Origin of the sequence: Streptomyces roseofulvus (genome assembly GCF_039534915.1) — a bacterium.
Lineage (GTDB): Bacteria > Actinomycetota > Actinomycetes > Streptomycetales > Streptomycetaceae > Streptomyces > Streptomyces roseofulvus.
Map to the genome: position 1 here is coordinate 38,133 of NZ_BAAAWE010000001.1, position 21,345 is coordinate 59,477.

The following is a 21,345-nucleotide window of genomic DNA, read 5'->3' on the forward strand; positions in this document are numbered from 1 at the left end:
AGGTCCCCCTTTGAAGCACCTCAGCCCGGCCGTCGCCCTGGTCCTGGCCGTATCCGCAGGGACCCTGAGCACGCCGGCCGTCGCGGCCGACGCGGCGGATTGGGCCCAGTCGACAGCCACGGCGGAGACAGGGGCGGAGACGATTGCGCCTCTGGCGATACCCGTCGACTCCGTGCTGCTCAGCGCCGGGCAGACCGGCATGCTCAGCCGGACCGGCACAGGTGCCTCGGCCGTTCACCGCTGGACGCGCCTGGCCGACGGACCCGGGGAAGCCCCTCGGGCGCGCCCGCCTCCTCGGCACCGACCAGGGGCGATGGGCAGGGACGTGAGGTGGCGGCGCGGTGGCGGCGCGACCAGTCGCGCAGGAGACCTTGACGACCTGCCCGCCGTGCCGCTGCCCGACACGGAAGCACTTCGCCGCCAGGGTGCACTGGACACGCAGCCGGCGGGCGTGGCGCGGGGCCGGCGGATCCCCGGGCCGGGCTCCGTACGAAAGCCGGAGCCTCAGGAGGGTCCCGTACAGAAATAGTCGGCGCGGCGCGCACCCCTTGACCACACGGTCTGAGCTGCAGGTTTGCCCGTCGCCACAAGAGCCTGGAGGCAACCTGCAGAGCAACTTGCAGGGCAACCTGGGGAGCACCTTGCAGGGCAACCCGGGAGGCAACCCAGCCGGCCGTCCCGGCCACGGGGCCTCGCGGCGGGCGGTACCGGCGAGCGGTCGCCCCGGGCCGTTGACCTGCGGTGGTAAGCGCGGTGGTAAGCCTGGTGGTGAGCGGGGATCAAGATCGCTCTTCCCCAATTGGGGAAGTCGCCGCTTCCCCTTGCCGCGCGGGTCAGCTGGTGCCGACGGCCTGCGCCTCGCCCACCCACGCCGTGAACGCCGTGGCGCGGGTCTCGGTGATCGTGCCGGATTCGCCGAGGGCGGGCGCCTCCCACGTGACGGTCCAGGTCGAGGTGGCGGTGCCCTCCCTGGTCCCGACCGTCAAGGTGTCTCACATGTGAGACACGGGCCCATAGGGGCCGGGTCCGGGCTGCCGGACGGGCCGGCCGCACGCGCCGGGGGAAGAACGCGCACGACCAGCCCCAGGAGACGTCCACTTCGCTCCGATCACCCGCCTACCCCCACACCCCGCACACACACGACCACGCCGACCGGCCAGGTCTCCACGATCGGAGCGCCAGACGAACAGGCCGGGGCGGACGCGGGGACCTTGGCGGGGTCCGCTGAGCGGCCAGCGGACCGGGCACGCCCGCACGTACCTCGTCGCAGCGCTGCCGCCGGTGTTCCCTAGGGGAACACCCCCCGAACCGGAGCCCAGGAAGACGACCACTTCCGAAAAATCCGGAGGTGGTGGTCGGAGAAGTACTCACGCGAGTACCTCCCCGACCTTGATGATCACGAACCAGTTGGTGAATTCGGTAACTGCTGGGGCGCTCCGGGACTGCCGCCGAGCCGGCCGCGAGGGGCGGGGCACGGCACCGGGGCCGGCGAGCCCCGTCCCGGGGTAGACGCCGGCCGGTACACGGCCCGGGCGGCCGGGTGCGGTGACAGGGCCCTGGGGCCCGCGAACGAGCCGCAGATTGTCAGAACGGCCGGGCGAGGGCCGGAAGGCGATCCCTCGAGCACCCTTGATCGTTCAAGGGTGCTCGAGGAGCCCCTCGCGACGTTCCTAAGGGCTGTCCCGTAAATGATCTACGAATGATGGGCGGTCTGACAGGAGCCCTGGCGATCAGGCCCCTGGGGCAGCGCCTATCATGCCGTCGTGACGCGCCCCTGGACGGTAGGAAGGATGGCCGATCAGTTCGTCGAGCTGCTCGGAACCGCTCCCGCCAGCGTCGATGGCGGCAAGCTGACGTTCGTCCGGGGAAGCCTGTGCACCACGCTTTCGATCTGGAAGGACCGCTCCGACCGGTCGGCCTTCGGCTGGAGTGTCCACACGGACTACATCGATCTTCGCGATCGGATGGACGGCTTCGGTGGGGTGGGCATCGGGATCGACCACCCCACGCCAACCGGTGATGCAAGTCCGTCCAGCATCCCTCCTGCCGCCTGCTATCCCTGGCCGACAGGCAGCGCCCCGCTCGCCCCCGAGATCGCTGCCGGCGTCACTCGCTACGGGCCGTCCTCTCTGCACTTCGTCCGCGACTTTCATGACCTGGGGCTGCTGCTCCTCGCGGACACCCACGTCCAACGGGGCGGGGTCTGGTCGTTCACACCGGCCAACAACGAGCCGGGACGGCTTGCGAAGGCCATCCTTCTGGCTCGTCAGTGCGGTGCCCAGGATCTGGAGCGGGCGGCTGTCGCCAAGCTGCGAAACCGCGGCGAGGAACCAGTGCCCCGTCGCCCCGACTACCTCTTCCGACAGGCCGTCGCCGACTGGGCCAGGCAGTACGCCAAGGCCACCGGCATCGATCTCAGTGACCTGGCCAAGCTCAAGCGAAAGCGCCCCCAGTACCCCGAGATCTCGTAGCTCCACACGACTTTCCAGGCCCGGGAGATGATCTCGCCATGACTGGTGTGATCACGGCATCGGAGCCCCGCTGGATAGGCCCGTTCACCGGGCTGAGCCCGCAGCAGTTCGGCACGCTCGTCACCGCTCTGCGCAAGGAGGAGGCAGCCCAGGCACGCAAGGGACGACCATGGAGTCTGCCGCTGGAGGATCGCGTGCTGCTTGTCGTCGCCTACGGGCGAACCAACCTGACACTGCGGCAGCTCGCTCCGCTGTTCGGGATCTCGAAGTCGGCTGCCGACCGCATCATCGACCACCTCGGGCCCGCCCTCGCTCTGCGCCAGCGCCAGCGGTTCCGCAAGGACACCGTGCTGATCGTGGACGGCACGTTGGTTCCCACCCGCGATCACAGCATCGCCGAGCGTTCGAAGAACTACCGCTACTCCACCAACCACCAGGTCGTCATCGACGCCGATACCCGGCTCGTCGTCACCGTCGGTCGGCCCCTGCCCGGCAACCGCAACGACTGCAAGGCATGGGAGCTGTCCGGCGCGAAGGCCGCCGTCGGCAGAACAACCGTGATCGCTGACGGCGGCTACCGCGGCACCGGCCTGGTCATCCTGCACCACCGTGAACGAGGCCAGGCCGAACTACCGGCCTGGAAAGAGGAGCACAACGCCTCCCATCGCAAGGTCCGCGCCCGCGTCGAGCACGCCTTCGCACGAATGAAGACGTGGAAGGTCCTCCGCGACTGCCGCCTCAAGGGCGAGGGCGTTCATCACGCCATGCTCAGCATCGCCCGGCTTCACAACCTCGCCCTCGTCGAATGAGACACAGGGTCCGATACGCGGTCGGCGTGCCATAGATCATTTACGGGACAGTCCTTAGCCAAGGGTGACGTCATTCCTGGTGAGCATCTGCGGCATCCAAGATCGTCAACTGCTGCCCAACCTGCGGACAGGAACCGGCTCGATCCCGGCCTGTGTCAACAGGACGGTTCCTCACCCGCGGAGTCCTCGACATGGACGGTGCCGTCCTCGTCGAGGCACGGGTGGAGCGCCGAGGGGGTGTGGGTGCTGGTGTCGGAGGGGCGCGGGACCTCGGGTCCGTCGGGGCCCCAGCGCAGCAGGCGTCGGGAGCGGGTGATGCGGTAGACGGTGCCGGCCGCTTCGACCTGGTCGCAGCGGCCGGCACGCAGCATGTCGGCGGCCATCGCGAATTCCTTGAGCTCCGCAGCTGCCTTGCCGGTGGTGCCGTTGGGCGGGTTGCGGGCATCGATGGTGCGGTCGGCGTTGGTGGGGATCAGGCTGCGGATGCGGGGTTCCATCCAGGTCAGGGCAAAGTCCAGGGTGCGGCGGGCATCGTGGGCGGTGGCGTGGAGGCTGCTGCCCGCAGACCACTCGCCGTCGCCGGACCGCTCGGTGATCAGGAACGCCGCCGGCATCAGCAGGACGTCGGGATGGCTCTCCACGGCACGTGCGGAGTCCGCGAGGACGGCGTCGGGGAAGCGGGTGCCGCTGTAGGCCAGGGAGCGCAGGGCGACTCGCTCCGCTGCCTGCAGCGGGGAGAGGGGCGCCTCGGGGTCGAGGACGAGACCGTCGTCGACCTTCGGGCTGCGGGCGCCGGGGCCCCAGTCGGGGGTGAGGGGTTCGGGGTCGGTCGGACGTGGGGTTTCGATGGCGCCGCGGCTGTCGACAGCCGCGTACTCCTCTGCCCGCACGACCCGGTAGCGGGTGGTGCCCACGGTGAGCTCGTCGACGGGCTCGGTCTCCAGACGGGCGACCGCCGCCAGCAATGGGCGGCGTTCCTCCCGGCTCTGCGCCTCGTCCTTCGCCCGGAACCAGAGCAGGGAGTTCAGCGCGTCACGGGCATCCTGCGGACAGCCGTGCGCGACCTCGACGACCACCCGCCACCGCCGCCCGTCCCCCGGCCCCTGGGCGGCGATGCCGAACAGCGGGCCGCGGACCGCCAGACCGCTGTGACGAGCCGCTGCGTCGCGGGCATCAGCCTCGATCGCGGCCTCGACGGGCTCCACCGGAACCCTCACCACCACCGGCTCTGCCGGCCCCGCGTCCTGTTCGCTCATGCCCCCATCGTCGCGGCCGCCGTTTGCTCGCATCGCGGATTCCGCAAAACTCCGTGTCGCTGCAGCGGAACGCGGCTGGATGCGATCTTGGCCCGCTCTGGAGCAAGGCGGACCACCTCGTCTTCGCCTGGTCTACGGCGCCGGCTCGTAGGAAGCGACGGTCGTGGGGCAGTCCTCGGCGAGCCCCAGAAGGGCTTCCCGCTCAACCTCGTCGGCGGCCAGGTCCCAGCGGAGCTTCGTGCCGACCCAGGTCGCGGCGTAGGTGCAGTGGTAGGAGGAGTCCGACGGCAGCCACTCGGCCGGGTCCTTGTCCGCCTTGCTGCGGTTGGAAGCCGCGGTGACGGCGATCAGGGTGTCGGGGCTGCCCTGGTCGTTCGCGCATGACTCACGCCGGGCGCGGCTCCACGGCGTCTGCTCAGCTGGCGGGGGAGCGTCATTCCAAGGGTGCTGTATTCCGAGGCCGTTTTACCGGTACCAGTCTCCGGTGGCCTGCAGGGCCCGTTCGATGTACTGGTCCAGGCTGTAGGAGACCAGGTATCGACTGTCCGTCTCGTGGTCCCAGACGAAGATCTCATCGCGTTGTGGAGTTCGAACGAAGGCGAACTGGTCGCCTCCCCCGTTATCGCCGAAGAACATCAGTGGTTCGAATGGCATGTATAGCTCGGTGAAGTCGCGAGTGCTGCGGAGATCCGCGTTGTCCTTCGCGATCCGCTCGGCGCTCCAGACGACGCCGAGACCGTAGCGCCCTCGCACGCCGTTGCACTCTCGTAGCAGACTGGCCAACTGTGGGGGCAGCGGCTGTCCGAGTGTGCTCTCGACCGCTGCCAACGCTTCTTCGCCGGCCGGAGCGTCGAGCTCAGCACCGGCCATCGCCTGAAGGATCTGTTCACGCCACATCGAAGAAGCTTCTCAGACGCCAGGATGCAGGATCGCCCCAGGTAAACCCGGGCGATCCGACTTCTGCGCCTGGTGCTGTCTGCCTGTTCGGTCCTGCCCCTGGTTGCCGGCCTCGGTGCGTGCTTGGAGGTATGCGGTCCAGTCGGTGACGGCGCGGCGGCGCCACTGGACGGCTGTGATCGGGTGAAGGCCGAGCATCGGGCCGAGGACCGCGGGCGAGAGGCCGCATGCTAGGGCCACGAGTGTGGTGGTTCGGGCGGGCCGGTTGGGGATGTGCTGGGCGGCCAGGCGTCGGCTGAGGGCGGGGGGCCGATCCTCGGACGATCACTGCGCACCGCATGCCCGAGTCGACCAGCGCCCACACCGCCTTCCCCTGGGACGAGACCGACGCCGCGAGCGTGCGCGCCGCCGTGCTCAGCCTCGTGGTCACCGTCGGCGAGCGGATTCGGCGCCGCGACCAGGTCGCCCGGAAGGTCAACCTGACCATCGGGCTCGCCGGCGGCGCCAGCGTCTCCCGGACCCGCACGCTGCCTGCCGCGTCCGGACACACGGAGGACCTCCGCAGCGCCGCCTATCGGATCCTCGACGGCATGGCGCTCCAGCGTGCGCGGGTACGGCGGATCGTCCTCACCGTCGAAGACCTCACCGCCGCCGGCGAAGGCCCCGGCACCCAGATGTCCCTCGACACCGAACGCGAGGCCAGACTCCGCATCGAACCCGTCCTCGACCGGCTCAACACCCGCTGGGGCCACCCCGTCGCCAAACCTGCCGCCGACTACCGCCACGCCTCCTGACATCGCTAGACGGAGCTCCGGACGCGCGCTAGCACTCGCTCGGGGAGATTCGAGGATCGGCGCGCCGCCCGGCGGGACGACGGTCCTGTACGTCGCCCACCGCGACCGTACGAGACCCATGCTCGGGGCGCAGCTCCTGATGGACCGCCAGAGGGCAGGCCCTGGCCCTCGGACTTTCCACGGCTGTCCTGGAAGCCGGGCAGACGGCGCCCGCGGTGTCCCAGATGCTCTACGGTCCTCGGACCGGCTACTGGTCGGCCACCACGGGGAGGACCGTCGCGCGCTTCCAGGCGGTCAACTGCGCGTCGTCCACGGGCTTCATCTCGCCGTGGAAGAGCAGCGACTGGCCGTTCTCGACAGTTCCCCGCCAGGCCTGTGTGGCGAACACGTAGGTTTCGCCGTCGGTAAGCCTCTGGGCTGGTTCCTCGTCCGGCGCGTACGTGACGCGCACTGTGCCGCGTACGTCCCCGCGCAGCACCGAGACGACGCTGACCCGGTAGATGTCGGTCATCCAGTGCTCGAGCTCCCGCCGTTCCTCGAATGCCTCCACGCGCCCAGTGAAGACGTCCTCGGCGTGCGGTGCGGTGCCCGCCGGGGTGTGGGCGTCGTAGCCGCGCAGCACGTGCCCGGAGCCGACCTGGCTCTCCATGTGCTGATAGGCGAACCAGCCGCCCAGCGCCAGAGCGCCGGCGGTCATCGCACCCGCGGCCGCGGCGACAGCCTTCTTGTTCATGGTCATCCCCACAGTGCGTGATACGCCTTGATGTCGGTCTGCTCGGTGGGACCGTCGATCTCCTTACCCGAGATGTGGGAGTACTCCGTCCACATCATCGACGGGTACATGCCGTTGTACGGCTTGTGGCAGAAGCCGAGCGCGTGCCCCAGCTCGTGCGCCGCGACCCGCCGGCGGTGCTCCGTCGAGCCGAGGCACTTGCCGTCGTCCAGGTAAGCGCGGTTGAACCACAGCTGGTCCGTGCCGGTGTTCGGGTCCCACCGGCCGTAGACGAGTTTCCAGCCGTTCGCGGTCTGGTGGGTATCGCTCCACTCCAGGTCCGCGTAGCTGGAGGCTCCATCGGGCTTGATCTTGGGGAAGATCGTGCTGTAGGTCGCGGCGAGCACTGAGCTTTCACGGAAGCGCGGTCAGAACCAGGTTCAAAGAGCGCCATCAGGGTGCCTCGCCGTGGTGGGCATCCTCCCGGGCCGGGGCGAGTCACGCGGGTCAGTCGGCGAAGGTTGGCCGACGGGTGACCAAAGGCAGGCTGACTGCGACGGTCTCAGGTGGCCCCCGCTGGAGCGCTACTGGCTCCGGCCGGCGCAGCAGGGGAAGGGATCTTGGCGCATCTCTCCACGTAAGCCTGTTGCCCTGCCCGTTCGGGCACCTTGCGCTGTCCGGTAGGGGGCCGCGTACCGGACAGCCGGATAGGGTCACACCTCACGGGCGCCTTCGTACATGGCTTCGACCAGGTCGGCGTACTCGCGCTCCACGACGGGGCGCTTGACCTTCAGGCTCGGGGTGAGCTCGCCGTGCTCGACATCGAGGTCGCGGGGCAGGACGGCGAACTTCTTGATCGTCTGCCAGCGCTGGAGGCCGGTGTTGAGGCGCTGGACGAAGCCGTCGATGAGCGCGTGGACCTCCGGGGAGGTGACGACCTCGGCGTAGCCGCGGCCGGCCAGACCGTTCGCGGCGGCCCAGGGCATGATCACGCTCTCGTCGAGCGCGACCAGAGCAGTGCAGTAGTTCCGGTCGTTGCCGATGACCAGGATGTTGCTCGCGAAGGGGCAGACGGCCTTGAACCGGCCCTCGATCTCGGTGGGCGCCACGTACTTGCCGCCCGACGTCTTGAACAGGTCCTTCTTGCGGTCGGTGATCCGGACGTAGCCGTCCTTGTCGACCTCGCCGATGTCCCCGGTGCGGAACCAGCCGTCGTTCTCCAGCACTTCAGCGGTCTTGTCGGGAAGGTTGTGGTAGCCGCGCATGATGCCCGGGCCGCGCAGCAGGATCTCCCCGTCCTCGGCGATACGGACCTCCGTCCCGGGCAGCGGCCTGCCGACCGTGCCCACCCGGCTGTCGTCGGCAGGGTTGACGGTGCAGGCCGCGCTCGTCTCCGTGAGGCCGTAGCCCTCCAGCACGGGGACGCCGACACCGGCGAAGAAGTAGCCGATGTCGGGGGCGAGCGCGGCGCTGCCCGACGCGCTGCCGCGCAGCCGGCCGCCGAAGGCCGCGCGGATCTTGCCGTAGACCAGCTTGTCGGCAAGGGCGCGCTGGACGGCCAGGGACAGCGGGACAGTGCGGCGGCCGGTGGCGACCATCTGCTCCTGGCCGGTCCTGGCGTAGTCGCGTGCGACCTTCGCCGCCCACTGGAAGATCTTGTACTTGGCGCCGCCCTCGGCACGGGCCCTGGCGGCGATGCCGTTGTAGACCTTCTCAAAGACCCGCGGCGCGGACGCCATAATGGTGGGCCGGATGACCGGCAGGTTCGTGATGATGAGGTCGACCCGGCCGTCCACGGCCATGACGTGCCCGGACTGCACCTGGCCCGCGATCAGGGCCTTGCCGAAGACGTGAGACAGCGGCAGCCACAGGAACTGCACGTCGTCGGCAAGGACGAGGCCCGTCGACTCCTGGGCGACGCCCTGGTAGGACCAGCAGTCGTGCACGAGCCGCACGCCCTTGGGGCGGCCGGTCGTGCCGGAGGTGTAAATCAGCGTGGCGAGCTGCTCCGGGCCGATGCCCTGGACCGTCGTCTCGACCGCGTCGGGGTGCTTCGCGAGGTACTCGGCGCCGCGCCGCTCCAGCTCGGCGAGGGTGAGCACCTCCAGTCCCTCGATCGCGGCCGCGTCCGGCGCGGGATCGAACAGGACCACAACGTCCAGGTCCGGCAGCTCGCTCTTGTGCGCGGCGACCTTGGCCAGCTGCTCGGCGTTCTCCACGAAGATCGCACGGCTGCCCGAGTCGGCCAGGATGTACGCCGTTTCCTCGCCGTTGGTGCTCGGGTAGACGGCCGTCGCCGCCGCGCCCGCGCACATCACGCCCATGTCGGCGAGGATCCACTCGATCCGCGTCGACGAGGAGATCGCCACCCGCTCCTCGCTCCGCAGGCCCAGGGAGAGAAGTCCGGCCGCAATCGCCTTCACCCGTTGTGCCGCCTGCTCCCATGTCAGCGAACGCCACTCCTCACCGCCGTCGACCTCTGCGGGATACCGGTACGCCTCCCGGTCGGGGGTGGCCTCGACCCGTGACAGGAACAGGTGCGCCACGGAATGCGGGCGGCTTTCGAGAAGGTACTGCGCGGAACTCATGTCGGCCTCCGGGCCCGAGGGCACCCATCACACATCGGTTGACTGGCGAGTAACTTTGGGGGGTGGTGCAGAGGCTAGGGCTAAATCGCCGGGCTGGGTAGGGGAGTTGGATCACGAATTCGCTTTCCGGCCTTGCGGTGCTGCGCGCACATCAGGTCTGGAAAATCCGGTGTAAAGACGAGCGTCGCGTGAGTTCACCCAGGTGTGACTGATCGGATACTGCTACGAGGAGACCTTCGACGTGGACTGAGGCTGATCATCTTGATCGAATACGACATCTACGCCGGCTTCCGGGGGCCGCAGGCCCCTGGGGCCACCCTCGCGGAGGCCGTGCGGGCCGACCTCGAAGCGGCCTTCGGCATCGAGTTCTTCTGTGACACCGACGGGCGATCCCCCTCCTTCACCTGGGGGGACAACGAGCACTGGCTGAGCTGCTGGGTCGCCGTGCCGCCAGACCTGGACGAGCCATACCATTCTCACCCGGCCCGGGTCACTGCCAATCAGCCGGACTCGGACGCCTGGGCCCACCGGGTCTTCGACGCCCTGGACGCAATGGGCCGGTATTCGCTGTTCATGATCGAGGACGACGAGGACCTGGTCCGGACGAACACGGAGCTCGCCCGCACCCAGTGGGAAGATCGTTGATCCCCTGACCCGCGGCCAAGGATCTGTGCCTGGCTAGGATAGGAAGTGATCAGCTCGGCGGTACCGGCGGGGCCGTGTGAGGATCTCGCCGTGACTGGTGTGATCACGGCGTCGCAGCTGTCCTGGATAGCCCCGTTCACCGGGCTGAGCGCGCGGCAGTTCGGCAGGCTGCTATCACCGCGCTCCGGCGCGAGGGTGCTGATCCGGTCCGCAAGGGCCGGCCCTGGAGCCTGCCCCTGGAGGACCGGGTCTTGCTGGTCGCCGCGTACTGGCGCACCAACCTCACCCTGCGCCAGCTCGCCCTGCTGTTCGGGGTGTCGAAGTCGGCTGCCGACCACATCATCAACCATTTCGGGCCGTTGCTCTCGCTGCAACAGCGCCGGCGGTTCCGCAAGGACACCGTGCTGATCGTGGACGGCACCATGGTTCCCACCCGCGACCACAGCATCACCGAGCAGCCGAAGAACTACCGCTACTCCATCAACCACCAAGTCATCACCGACGCTGACACCCGGCTCGTCGTAGCCGTCGGCCGGCCCCTGCCGGGCAACCGCAACGACTGCAAGGCATGGGAGCTGTCCGGCGCGAAGGCCGCCGTCGGCAGAACAACCGTGATCGCTGACGGCGGCTACCGCGGCACCGGCCTGGTCATCCCGCACCACCGTGAACGAGGCCAGGCCGAACTACCGGCCTGGAAAGAGGAGCACAACGCCTCCCACCGCAAGGTCCGCGCCCGCGTCGAGCACGCCTTCGCACGAATGAAGACGTGGAAGGTCCTCCGCGACTGCCGCCTCAAGGGCGACGGGGTTCACCACGCCATGCTCGGCATCGCCCGACTCCACAACCTCACCCTCGCCGGATGAGCACAGGGTCCGATACGCGATCGGCATGCCATAGATCATTTACGGGACAGACCTGAGCCCGACAGAGTGACGGTATGCACGAGCCAGCCGGGCAGGCGCTCGGTGAGCATGGTCGCGAAGGAGCGGACGTGCCTGGTGAGGGCGTCGTTTTCTGGGCAGTGCGTCCGGGCGGCCTTGAGCTGGAGTTGCCCGGGTTCGGTACGGGTGTCCGGACGGCACAGGATCCATCCGGCGACGGTTCGGGGCGAGGGCGGCCGGGCGGTCACCGGCTGCGGTGAGGTGCGTTTGTGCGGGGAGCAGGCGCCGAGCCCCGGCGGGGTGATGACGGTCGCCAGCCCGCGGGCGCGGGAAGCAGCCGAGGCCGCCGGGTCCATGGGCTCGCCGTGAGGGCCATCCCCGCATACGCGGGGAGCAGTCGAGTGTCTTTGTCGGGGTGAAGGAAAGCCACGTCTTCGATGTGGACGGGAGCCGGTGGTTCATCGGTGAGTCGGGAACCATGCGGCGTGATGGTGTGGAACATGCCGCTTTCGGAGCAATGGCGAGAGGGAGCGCTGGTTGGCCGTCACGCTGTGCCTGTTGATCACGGTCCAGGCCAGGGAAACCGCTGGTGCACAGGTCACGTGGTAGGCCGTTCGAGAGGATCCGCCGGGTTCATCGCGAGCAGGGGCTGTCGGGGCGGGAGCTCGCCGCGCGGTCAAGGTGCCCGCGGAACCCGGTGCGGACGGCGTTGGAGCCGCCGGCACCGTCGAATCGGAAGCCGCCGCCACGGCCGAGCGTGCTGGAGCCGGTGAAGGGCTTCATCGACGAAATGCGGCGTGAGGGCCTGGACACGCCGGCGCAGCAGAAGCACACGACACCGCAGACCATGCAGCGTCTGCCGGCAGAACACGACTTCAAGCAGAGGCCGGGGGGTGGCCGGTGATGGTGGGCCTGATCGTGTGCAGTCCCCACTGGTCGACGCTGCCGTCCACCAGTCCGGTGAGGAACTGCACGAGTCCGCCGTTGTAGTGCCACCAGCCGCCTCCGCGGGTGGCCACGGTGATCGTCCATTCGGCGCCATCCCCGCTTGTCGACCACAGGAGGTAGTCGCCCCAGTCTGTCGACCCGCAGCGGAGAAGGCCGCCAGATGCCGGGAAAGCCTGCACCGGCGGATCGAGCTCCGCGTATTCGCACCACTCCTCGACGATCTCCAGGTCTTCGAGTGTGGCTTCGACCCATGCCTGCTCATCGCCGGGCTGCGGGGAGGTGACGAAGAGCGTGTCCCCCACCACGAGGCGGGGATAGAGCTCGGTGAGCAGCTTGAAGTCCGGCGGGAGAGCGGTGCCCAGACCGCTTTCGACAGCCGCCCAATCGACCTTCGCGGGCTCTGGACGCCGGAGCACGGTCAGCTCCGACCATGCCTGCTCGAACGCCGTCAGCGCCTCAACAGCATCTTGAATCCGGCGGGGCGGGGCCTGGGTGCCCATGAACTCGTCCATGCGGCAACCCTGTCAGCAGGGTCCGACACCACAACAGGCGGGCGGGTGGCATCGTCCTAACCCGCGCGAGCGGGGAGCAGCCGATCACCCGGACCGCCTCCGCGAGGGCGAGAGGACCATCCCCCGCGAGAGCGGGGACAGCCGCGCGCCGTCCCGATCCACGCGAAGGCCGCGGGGCCATCCCCGCGCGTGCGGGGAGCAGCATCGTGCGTGATGTGTCGCTGTCTGGGTCAGGGGCCATAACCCGCACGTACGGGGAGCAGGGGACGGCGGCGAGGCGAGCAGCGCGGGGCGCAGCCGCCGAGGGACGTCGAGGACGGAACAGGGTCGCCGGCAAGGAGACAGGGCGGCGGCGCGGCCGAGGAGGACGGCGAAGGCTGCCGAGTCGATAGCTGGGCGGCTGCAGCGCAGGATGGAGGGGCAAGGAGGATCAGCCATGCGCGTTCACCGTCGTCACGCCCGTTCTTCAGTGCTCATCGCTGTGGTCACGGCCTTCGGTCTGGCCTTTGGTACTGCCTGCAGCAGTGATGAGAGCAGTACGCCTGCCCCGGAAGGGGAGACCACCGCCGAGAGGTCGCCGGAGGGTGCGAGCGAGCGAGCTGATCTGGTCAGCTTCAAGCTCGACGACCGTTCACAGGCCGGCATCACCAACATCTGGCTGGTATGGACGATCAAGAACAGCAGCGGCAAGAAGTCGAACTACTCATGGGACTGGGAAGCGATCGACGCAAGCGGCACCCGGGTGGCGAACGGAACGCAGCTTGAGACCGACGTCCAGCCCGGCCAGACCGCAACCGGGGAGTTCCCGACGACCCTCAAGAGCACGGAGGGCGTGAAGCTGAACATCACCAGCTTCGACCGTACTGCCGCCTCCTGACCGGGCGCCGAGCTCCCTGCCGAGCTGGACGACGATGCCGCGCAGCGGGGCCCCGCAGGGCCGGTCAGGGCTGGGGCGGTGGCCGGGCAGGTGAGACGCGGCGCGGCGCTGGCGGGCCGTTCCGGAGTGCGCCCTGAGCAGCCAGAACCGGCGTTCCCACCGGGGCTGTAACCGGCAATCCGTAACCCGCCGAGGACGCGCCAGACGCCTGAACGGGTTTCCGCCCCGCCCAGGAAGATCCCGGCGGGGCGGAGGGGGGCCGTCAGGCAGCGTGTAGGGGCGGCCCGGTGGTACTGCTCCCAGAGCGCATCTGGGCACCGGGCCTCGCCCGCGCACGCCATATCGGCGCGGGCTGAACCCGACCCTACCGGGGCCTACGATTCGGCGGTGACTGATCGACGCCTCCTCGGGCCGGGCCCGGCCTCTGCGCGAACTGCCGCGCAGGCAGACCTTGACGACCTGCCCGCCGTGCCACTGCCCAACACAGAGGAACTTCGCCGCCGGGGTGTGCTGGACGCACAGCCGGCGGGCGTAGCGCGGGGCCGGCGGGTCCTCGGGCCGGGCTTCGTACGGGCCTCGGAGCTCCAGGAGGGTCCCGTACAGAAGTAGTCGGCGCGGCGCGCACCCCTTGACCGCACGGCCTGAGCTGCAGGTTCGCCCGTCGCCGCAAGAGCCTGGGGGCAACCTGCAGAGCAACTTGCAGGGCAACTTGGAGAGCACCTTGCAGGGCTAGTTGTAGGGCAACCTGGGAGGCAACCCGGTCGGCTGCCTCGGCCACGGGGCCTCGCGGCGGGCGGTACCGGCGAGCGGTCGCCCCGGGCCGTTGACCTGCGGTGGTAAGCGCGGTGGTAAGCCTGGTGGTGAGCGGGGATCAAGATCGTTCTTCCCCAATTGGGGAAGTTCCCGTTTCCCCTTGCCGCGCGGGTCAGCTGGTGCCGACGGCCTGCGCCTCGCCCACCCACGCCGTGAACGCCGTGGCGCGGGTCTCGGTGATCGTGCCGGAGTCGCCGAGGGCGGGCGCCTCCCACGTGACGGTCCAGGTCGAGGTGGCGGTGCCCTCGTACTCGGCGGAGCGGGTGTAGCGGTGGCCGCACGTGGGCGAGTCCTGGGCGCCGTGCCGGGCCGCGTACGGGGTGCCGGGGCCCGTGCAGGTGATGGTGGTGCCGTCGCCCGTCGTCCAGCGGACCGACGTCACCTTGGCGGTGGCGGTGACGGTGACGGCCCCGGCGGAGGCGGACGCCGACACCGGCCCGAACGTCGACGGGGACGGGGTGGCCCACAGCCACATGGGCATGCCGATCAGGTACCGGCCGGCCGCGCGCGGCGAGGCCACCGACGGGCCGTCCAGGCGCATCGAGTCGACCGCCTGGCGGGCCAGGACGGCGGGGTCGATGACCGGCTCGGCAGGCGCGGGAGCCTCGGCGGCGTCCGGGATGAAGACGATCCGGGCCTCCAACGTCCTGCTGGTCGGCCCGCCCGGCGTCGGCAAGACCATGCTGGCCGTCGCCCTTGCCCGCTCCGCGGTCGACGCCGGCCACCGCGTCTACTTCACCACCGCCGCGGAACTCGCCGCCAAATGCCACAAAGCCGCACTCGAAGGCCGCTGGTCAAGCGTCATGCGGTTCTTCGCCGGCCCCCGCCTGCTCATGATCGACGAACTGGGCTATCTGCCGCTGCCGGGCGACGGCGCGTCCGCTCTCTTCCAGGTGATCAACCAGAGGTATCTGAAGTCGAGCACGATCCTCACGACCAACGTCGGTATCGCCGACTGGGCCGGCGCCTTCGGCGACGCCACCGTGGCCGCCGCGATGCTCGACCGGCTCCTGCACCGCGCTGCCGTGGTCGGCATCGATGGACCGTCCTACCGCCTCCGCTCGCACCAATCCCACTCCGACAACCTCCGCAAAGGGGAGACCGGACGTGCTGGTTGAATTCCGGGAGTGCCCGATCTGCTGGACGTCATTCCAGGTCAATCCCAGTGCGGGGGCCCGGCACACCTACTGCACACCCCGCTGCAAAGCAGAGGCGAGCCGACGCCGACGCCGCGAACGCGACGAAGCAGCCGATGCTGCTGAAGGCGAGACGATGACCCCGGCATCACCGGACCCGACACCCCTCGCGCCCACGGCTGTCCGGAATTGCCCGCACTGCGACAAGCCCGTCACCATCGTCGCTCTGCTGGCCACTCCCGAAGCAGCACGACCCACCATCCCGATGGCGAACCCGGACGTCATCCCGATGCGCCGCAGCTGAACAAAACGTAGGTCACTGACCACGCCGACCCTCGGGACGGCGGGGTCAGTCTGTGTCAGCGAAGAAGGCGCTGATGTTGTGCCACATGAAAGCGTCCTTCCACTCAGGGCGGCCTTCGGCCCAGCCGCTCAAGGCGGCGATCACCTTCTCCTGAGAGATCGTCCGGGTCTGATAGTGCTCCGCCGCGGTCCCGTCGCGGAATTCAAGCTGGTAGGTGTTGTCGTCCCTCAGCCACACCTGGACATACCAGCCACCATCCGCCTCATCGTCGAGGCGCTCGACGATGACGAAGGCGTTGCCCCGGCCGAGGTTCGCCACCATCCGGCTCAACGCTGACGACTTCGGGTTCCCCACACGCCGACCATGTTCATCTCTCGCTTGCAGCATGCCCCGATCATCACCCACGGGTCTGGCGCGGGTCGAAGAGCAACCAGTCGTACTCCGCCTCGCTCACCACTGCCCTCAGTTGGTTCACTTCGTGAACCAGCTGAGGCGAAGAGCGGGTCTGAGGAAAATTCGAGATCCCCATCACGCTGACCAAACCGCATGTACTTGTCGATCTTCGCGGCGAGGACCTGCGCGGACTCGAAGCAGTTGTCGATCTCCACGAACAGCAGCGGCACCCCGTCCTCGGGCGCGGTGATGACGATGTCCGCCTGGGCGCCGCCCTTGCCCGGGTTGGACCAGGTGCCGGTCGCGGGCAGCGCCACCTCGGTCGCGTAGGAGGCGATGGTGCCCAGCCCGGCGCCCCGGGCCTGAAGCTTGTCTGCAAGGAGATTTTTGGGCGGCAGGGAACCACCAAGAGGTGTTCAAGCGCAAGGATGACAGTTTGACGCCGACGGTCATGATGCTGGGCGTTGACGGGCCTGCGGGCAGTAGCCACAACGCGTCGTGCACCAAGGTGAAGGGCATGAAGGTGCCGGCTGGCTTACTGGATTACCTGTGCCCGACCAGGAGGGCAAGGCGTACAGCTTCCGTGAAGTGGTCAGCCAGAACGGCACCCAGGTCACCTAAAGCGTGCGGCGGTCAAACCCTGACCCGGCGTGCTGCCCCAGCGGTGACGAAGTCACCTACCAGCACACATGGCAGAACCGCCAATTGCAGTACACGGCGTCCGTGGAGAGTGGGCAGTAATCGATGTCGCTCCGACACGTGGGTTCTGCCGGACCTCACCGGTCGCGGGTGCCATCCGCGCACTCTGGGGCGTCGGCGCCGGGCAGTGCCTCGGGCCAGGCGGGGTCGGTCAGTGGGGTCTGGCGGTGTCGTACGGCCGAGTTACGGAGCTGCATGGTTGCCTGGGGCAGGTAGGGGCTGTCCGCGAGCCACCGGAGCGCGTCGTCGCGTACGGGGTCGTGGCGGCGCAGGGCCACGGCCAGGTCGAGGACGTTGAGGAGCATGCGCTCTGGGCCGCCCGACAGCCCCCGTACGAGCCGTTCGAGGTCGGCGTAGTCGGTGGCGCGGACCAGGTGTCTGAGGGGATGCGGCCAGCGATGCACCATGCTCTTGACGTGGTGGCCTTCGTGCTTGCCCTGCTGTGCCGTTCTGGCGGCGACCAGGGTGGTGAGGTTGACCGCGGCGGAGGGTTCCACCAGGCACAGGCGTTCCACGAGGAAGCCGGTGGTTGAGATCGCGGTCGTGGTGTCGGCGGCGCGGACGGCTTCCGTGGCCCTCTCGATCGTGTGCGCGCGTTGGTCCGCCTCCCCGATGGGTGCGAAGCGGCACAGGCAGTGGAAGCGCAGTGCGGCAGAGGCGGGTGCGCGACCGGCCTGGGAATGGCCGGCGGGGAGTTCGGCGATCGGCGCCAGCGCCGCGTCCAGCCTCTCCCAGCCGTCCTCGCCCTCCGGGCCGGCGAGTTCGCTGACGCCGTGGGCGTTCCACCGGGCCAGGGCCTCCAGGCCCAGCCTCCGCTGCGTCGGGTTGAGGTACTTGGTCAGCAGGTCGGCCTGTGCGGTGAGGGACGGCCGCTCGGCAGCCCGCAGCCAGACCAGGCCACTCCACAGCCGGAGCGCCGCCTTCTTGGTCTCGTCGTCGGGGAGGGCTTGCTGTCCGGTCCACAACCGCTCGCACCAGTCGGCCAGCTCGGGACCATGCCGCATCAGCAGAGTGTGGGCGATGTCGACGTGGGGGTGGTCGGCGGCCTGGCTGATCAGCTTGGCCAGCCAGGGGATGTCGGCCAATGCGACTTTCTCGTCCAGGGCGTGCGCCACGAGGTCGGGGTGGGCCGGGGCGTGGTCGCGCAGAGAGGCGTGCAGGATGGAGTTGACCGCGTTGCGCTCTGGCTTGCCCCAGGTGCCGCCGTCGCCGTAGGACGGCCAGTCGTTGGCCCCGCGGGACAGTTGCTGGGTGCGTTCCTGTTCCAGGGTCCGCCATCGTCGTAGGGCCTTCGATTCCCGCCCGCGGCCGGTGGTGTCGGTGGCCGCCATCGGCGCGAGGAGGCGGGTGGCGCTGTCACGCATGAGGAACGCGCGGTCCAGACGGTCCGGTTGCCAGCCCCGGCCCCCGTCCCAGGCGTCCTTGACGACTTCCCGGGTCTCGGCGGCGGGCAGGGGGTGCAGGCCGCTGGCGGCGAAGCGGGCCGCACGGTGCGGGCGCGTGCCCGGCGCCCGCTCGCCCATCTCCTTCAGCTGCCGCGCGCACCAGTGCCGGGCGGAGCGAGTCCCGGGCTCCTCGCCCGGTGAGCGGAGCAGTTCGGGCAGCAGGGTCTCCGCGACGTCGTCGATCTGGTCGCTGACGCCGCAGCGTGCCACGGCATGGTCCAGGAACTCGGGCACCCCGCTCTCGGCGGTGCGCAGGCGGGCGCCGAGAGCGGCGACGCGCGCCCGGATCCGCATCTGCGGGCCGCTGAAGACGCCGCCAGCTCCCACGAGCTGGTTGAACACGGTGACGGGCGGCTCATCGGCGAGGGTCTCGGCCCAGTGGGCGGCGAGCAGGACATGGGCCTCCTGCCGCTCGCGCTCCTCACTCTCGTAGCTCTCGGCGTTGGCCTCCCGGCTCGGGCCTGCCAGCACGGTGCCGAAGGCGGTGCCGGCCTTGCGGACGAATGCCGCGGGGCGGTTCTGGCGGCGGATCCGGTCCGGATTGCCGAGCTTCTCAGCCAGCACGGCGGCACGTTCGATGAGCGTGTCCCAGCCGCTGAGGTGGCGATGGGCGCTGATGGGCGGAATGCACTGCCACAGCCAGCGCGCGGAGCGGTGGTGCTCGGCGAGGTCAAGCAACTCGGCCATGCGCGCGGCAGCCCAGTCCGGCTCGGCCGAGGCCATCGCCGTGACGAGGCGCACGGCGTGATTGCCGTGGCTGGTGGCCTCCTGCACGGGCAGGCCCACCAGCCAGGACCACAGGCAGGCCTGCTCAAAGCAGCAGTCCCGAGGCACACCCGAGCCAGGCACGTGGTCGGCGCACGCCTGGGGACGGGTGCACAGGTCCCTCAGTAGGTCTCTGACCGCGGTGGCCGCCCCTCGTCCGTCGTCCTTCCCGTCCATGCCCGCGAACCGGCACAACAAGTCGAGTGCCTTGCGCCGAACCTTCGGCAGCCGATGCTGCTGGAGGATGACGAAGATGTCCTCGGTGACGCGTCGGGGGTCGGTGTGGTGGCGAGTGGGCAGCAGCTCCATCATGGTGGTGACGAGGGCGAGCGGCGCTTCGGACAGGAAACGGTGCACCATCCCCTTGACCGCGTGCGGTACGGAGGGCAGCAGGGCGTAGGCGCGCAGGGCGGTGTAACGGAGGTAGTGGTTGTCGCTGGTGAGGAGCTGCTTGATGAGGTCGGCGGCCGCCGGGCGGGCCGCCCGTTCGTCCCGGACGCCTTGCACGATAGCCTGCTCCGCGATCACGGAACGCAGGAAGTCGTCCGGGGTGGCCTCCAGCCGTCGGCCCAGCTGCTCGAAGATGTCCGGTTGCTGGCGGGCGTTCACCAGGGAGACCAGGCAGCGCCCGGCCGCGTACTCGTACAGCGTCTGGTGGAAGAAACGGGTGCTCGCCCCGTCGTGGCCCTCGCTGCCTGTCAGGACGTTACGGCGGTGCAGAGCGGTGAGGGCGGCGGGAGCCGTGAGGGGAAGCGGGCGCGGGGCCGCGGTGCCGAGCAGCCGGACGGCGTGCGCCGAGGTGACGGCGACACCACCATCCCGGAGCATAATCCTCGCCACGCCCTCGGCCGCTGGTGACAGATCGTCGGCATCGACGATGCCGGCGCTGCCGTGGCGGCGGTCGCCGACCACGCGTTTCGTCCAGTAGGCGTCGTACAGCCCCGCGGCGTCGATCTCCGTGGTCGGCACCTGTGGGGCGTAGACTTCGAACAGCATGCGCAGGGTGAGTGGCCGGGCCACGACCTCCCGCATGGGCAGGCCACGGACGGCGGCACCGATAACCGCGTCGTACGCCTCCCGGCGGCGTGCCGCCGTCTGATCGCGGTAGTAGTGCGCGCAGTACGCGTCGACGACGTGTTCGGCCTCTCCGCCGAATCGGAAGTCGCCCAGTTCCTGCACGGAGGACGGTGTCGTGCCGAGGACGTCGTACAAGAGGACCTGGTCACGAGTGCGGCAGGAGATCACCAGCGGCACCCCGTACTCCGCGCAGCAGTCGACCAGTTCGCGGCACACGGCCCGCCCGTGATCGTCGGTCAGCAGCACGTCCGCGCTGTCGAGGAGGACGACCACTGATGCGCGGTACATCGGCTGGTGCAGCAGTCCGTCGAAGAGGGTCAGCAGGTCCGTCGTCTCGCGGGGCAGCAGCAGGTCGTCGGCGCGGAGCAGCAGCGGCTGGCAGTGCACGCGCCGTTCGCCGTCCTGGGGCTCTGCATCCTCTCCGCTGCGAGGGTCCGGGAGGGAAGAGCGACCGGTAAGCCGCGTGGTGAGGTTCCACAGCAGGCTCGTCTTACCGGTGCCGGGTTCGCCCAGCACGAGTTCCACGCGGGGTGCCCGGTCCGTTCGGGCCAGGCCGGTAAGCAGTCTCCGGGCGAGTCGCTCCTCACAGCCCCGGGTGATGTAAACCTGGCTCAGGCTGACGTCGGCTTCGTCACTGAGCCGGTCGGCCGCTCTCAGCGCGGCCGAAGTGGCCGCCTCCAGCTTCTTTTTGCCTGCCCAGCCGCCACCACCTGCGGTGCGGGACGGCGGCAGTAGCTGGCCGACCTTCTTCAGCTCACCGGGCTGGGGGCCCAGGATGTAGCCGCGGAAGGGGGGTTCCGTGCACAGGTGGGCCACGGCTTCCACGAGTGCCTGGCGGTCACTGCCCAGTTCCGCGTCCGGTTGTCCGAGTTCCGCGTACAGCCGCTGGAGCGTCACGGGGTGCACGACCGTCAACCGGCCGGGCTGCCGGGGTTGACCGTTTCGTTCGCGGGCCTCGCGGTCCTTCCTGAGCTGCCGGCGGAGCAGTTCCCGCCAGGCGTCCGACGCCTGTTGCTCGTCCAGTTGCTGCTTGGTGCGCAACAGCAGCAACTGGTAGTCGATCAGCTCCTTCAGCAGCCGTGCTGCCCTGACGCCGGGTGGGGTGCCGGGGCTGCTGTCCCGGCCGGTCGACCGCGGCGTACGCCGTGTGTTCCCTGATGCCATCGAGACCCCCATGCCCTACGGAACGCCAGGGTAGAGCAGCGTAACGGCCGCGCGGCACCACCTTGTCTGCGCCTGACCTGGATTTCATTTGGTCCTCTCCGCTCTGACCAGCGGGTTTTCCTTCTTCTCAGACACTCACCCCGGAACGCTTCGCCCCCT

At 69.4% G+C, this 21,345-nt stretch carries 19 protein-coding genes and 1 pseudogene; 8 read left to right on the forward strand and 12 right to left on the reverse strand.

Features of this window, described 5'->3' with window-relative positions; all coding sequences use genetic code 11:
* Window positions 1-833: 833 nt before the first annotated feature.
* Window positions 834-986, reverse strand: coding sequence for a hypothetical protein (locus ABFY03_RS00145; protein ID WP_346168693.1), 153 nt, complete (start codon window positions 984-986; stop codon window positions 834-836).
* A gap of 804 nt (window positions 987-1,790) precedes the next feature.
* Here ABFY03_RS00145 and ABFY03_RS00150 point away from each other — a divergent pair.
* Window positions 1,791-2,471 carry a hypothetical protein gene (locus tag ABFY03_RS00150; protein WP_346168694.1) on the forward strand — a complete coding sequence of 227 codons (681 nt, stop codon included), beginning with the start codon at window positions 1,791-1,793 and terminating at the stop codon, window positions 2,469-2,471.
* 38 nt (window positions 2,472-2,509) lie between these two features.
* The gene (locus tag ABFY03_RS00155; protein ID WP_346168695.1) at window positions 2,510-3,280 is read left to right on the forward strand and encodes a transposase; all 771 of its coding nucleotides are present in this window, start codon (window positions 2,510-2,512) and stop codon (window positions 3,278-3,280) included.
* A 155-nt stretch (window positions 3,281-3,435) separates the two neighbouring features.
* On the opposite strand, the gene ABFY03_RS00160 is transcribed toward ABFY03_RS00155, so the two are convergent.
* Window positions 3,436-4,536 (reverse strand): DUF5954 family protein, encoded by a 1,101-nt coding sequence (locus ABFY03_RS00160; protein WP_346168696.1) that lies wholly within the window; start codon window positions 4,534-4,536, stop codon window positions 3,436-3,438.
* Window positions 4,537-5,001: 465 nt separating this feature from the next.
* On the reverse strand, window positions 5,002-5,433 hold the full coding sequence (locus ABFY03_RS00165; protein ID WP_346168697.1) for an SMI1/KNR4 family protein: 432 nt from the start codon (window positions 5,431-5,433) through the stop codon (window positions 5,002-5,004).
* A gap of 338 nt (window positions 5,434-5,771) precedes the next feature.
* Here ABFY03_RS00165 and ABFY03_RS00170 point away from each other — a divergent pair, with 338 nt between their 5' ends.
* Window positions 5,772-6,227: a DinB/UmuC family translesion DNA polymerase gene (locus ABFY03_RS00170; RefSeq protein WP_346168698.1), complete on the forward strand. Its 456-nt coding sequence runs from the start codon at window positions 5,772-5,774 to the stop codon at window positions 6,225-6,227.
* A gap of 247 nt (window positions 6,228-6,474) precedes the next feature.
* Here the strand turns inward: ABFY03_RS00170 and ABFY03_RS00175 are convergent, their stop codons facing one another.
* The 3 genes from ABFY03_RS00175 to ABFY03_RS00185 form a co-directional block, all read right to left on the reverse strand.
* Window positions 6,475-6,960, reverse strand: a complete 486-nt coding sequence (locus ABFY03_RS00175) for a hypothetical protein (protein WP_346168699.1) — start codon at window positions 6,958-6,960, stop codon at window positions 6,475-6,477.
* A 2-nt stretch (window positions 6,961-6,962) separates the two neighbouring features.
* The gene (locus ABFY03_RS00180) at window positions 6,963-7,346 is read right to left on the reverse strand and encodes a matrixin family metalloprotease (protein ID WP_346168700.1); all 384 of its coding nucleotides are present in this window, start codon (window positions 7,344-7,346) and stop codon (window positions 6,963-6,965) included.
* A gap of 306 nt (window positions 7,347-7,652) precedes the next feature.
* Entirely contained in the window at window positions 7,653-9,527 is a 1,875-nt protein-coding gene (locus tag ABFY03_RS00185; protein WP_346168701.1) for an AMP-dependent synthetase/ligase, read from the reverse strand.
* A gap of 261 nt (window positions 9,528-9,788) precedes the next feature.
* Between ABFY03_RS00185 and ABFY03_RS00190 the strand changes: the two genes are divergently transcribed.
* Together ABFY03_RS00190 and ABFY03_RS00195 are read left to right on the forward strand one after the other, a co-directional pair.
* Window positions 9,789-10,172, forward strand: coding sequence for a hypothetical protein (locus ABFY03_RS00190; protein WP_346168702.1), 384 nt, complete (start codon window positions 9,789-9,791; stop codon window positions 10,170-10,172).
* Window positions 10,173-10,262: 90 nt separating this feature from the next.
* Window positions 10,263-11,035: pseudogene (locus ABFY03_RS00195) on the forward strand (transposase).
* Between the two features lie 35 nt (window positions 11,036-11,070).
* Here ABFY03_RS00195 and ABFY03_RS00200 read toward each other — a convergent pair.
* Together ABFY03_RS00200 and ABFY03_RS00205 are read right to left on the reverse strand one after the other, a co-directional pair.
* A complete protein-coding gene (locus ABFY03_RS00200) occupies window positions 11,071-11,409 on the reverse strand; it encodes a hypothetical protein (RefSeq protein ID WP_346168703.1) in 339 nt (112 codons plus the stop codon).
* Window positions 11,410-11,928: 519 nt separating this feature from the next.
* Window positions 11,929-12,513 carry an SMI1/KNR4 family protein gene (locus ABFY03_RS00205; RefSeq protein ID WP_319007527.1) on the reverse strand — a complete coding sequence of 195 codons (585 nt, stop codon included), beginning with the start codon at window positions 12,511-12,513 and terminating at the stop codon, window positions 11,929-11,931.
* Window positions 12,514-12,949: 436 nt separating this feature from the next.
* Between ABFY03_RS00205 and ABFY03_RS00210 the strand changes: the two genes are divergently transcribed.
* A complete protein-coding gene (locus tag ABFY03_RS00210; RefSeq protein WP_346168704.1) occupies window positions 12,950-13,390 on the forward strand; it encodes a hypothetical protein in 441 nt (146 codons plus the stop codon).
* Between the two features lie 925 nt (window positions 13,391-14,315).
* Here ABFY03_RS00210 and ABFY03_RS00215 read toward each other — a convergent pair.
* Window positions 14,316-14,846, reverse strand: a complete 531-nt coding sequence (locus tag ABFY03_RS00215) for an ATP/GTP-binding protein (RefSeq protein WP_346168705.1) — start codon at window positions 14,844-14,846, stop codon at window positions 14,316-14,318.
* On the opposite strand from ABFY03_RS00215, the gene ABFY03_RS00220 reads away from it, so the two are divergent.
* The gene (locus tag ABFY03_RS00220) at window positions 14,824-15,321 is read left to right on the forward strand and encodes an ATP-binding protein (protein WP_346168706.1); all 498 of its coding nucleotides are present in this window, start codon (window positions 14,824-14,826) and stop codon (window positions 15,319-15,321) included. The genes ABFY03_RS00215 and ABFY03_RS00220 overlap by 23 nt on opposite strands.
* The gene (locus tag ABFY03_RS00225) at window positions 15,311-15,643 is read left to right on the forward strand and encodes a hypothetical protein (RefSeq protein ID WP_346168707.1); all 333 of its coding nucleotides are present in this window, start codon (window positions 15,311-15,313) and stop codon (window positions 15,641-15,643) included. Before ABFY03_RS00220 ends, ABFY03_RS00225 begins: the two co-directional genes overlap by 11 nt.
* A gap of 45 nt (window positions 15,644-15,688) precedes the next feature.
* Here the strand turns inward: ABFY03_RS00225 and ABFY03_RS00230 are convergent, their stop codons facing one another.
* The 3 genes from ABFY03_RS00230 to ABFY03_RS00240 all read right to left on the reverse strand — a co-directional run bounded on the left by ABFY03_RS00230 (window position 15,689) and on the right by ABFY03_RS00240 (window position 21,186).
* A complete protein-coding gene (locus tag ABFY03_RS00230) occupies window positions 15,689-15,964 on the reverse strand; it encodes a hypothetical protein (RefSeq protein WP_346168708.1) in 276 nt (91 codons plus the stop codon).
* A gap of 5 nt (window positions 15,965-15,969) precedes the next feature.
* Entirely contained in the window at window positions 15,970-16,353 is a 384-nt protein-coding gene (locus ABFY03_RS00235) for a replication-relaxation family protein (protein ID WP_346168709.1), read from the reverse strand.
* 459 nt (window positions 16,354-16,812) lie between these two features.
* The gene (locus ABFY03_RS00240; RefSeq protein ID WP_346168710.1) at window positions 16,813-21,186 is read right to left on the reverse strand and encodes an NACHT domain-containing protein; all 4,374 of its coding nucleotides are present in this window, start codon (window positions 21,184-21,186) and stop codon (window positions 16,813-16,815) included.
* Window positions 21,187-21,345 lie beyond the last annotated feature (159 nt).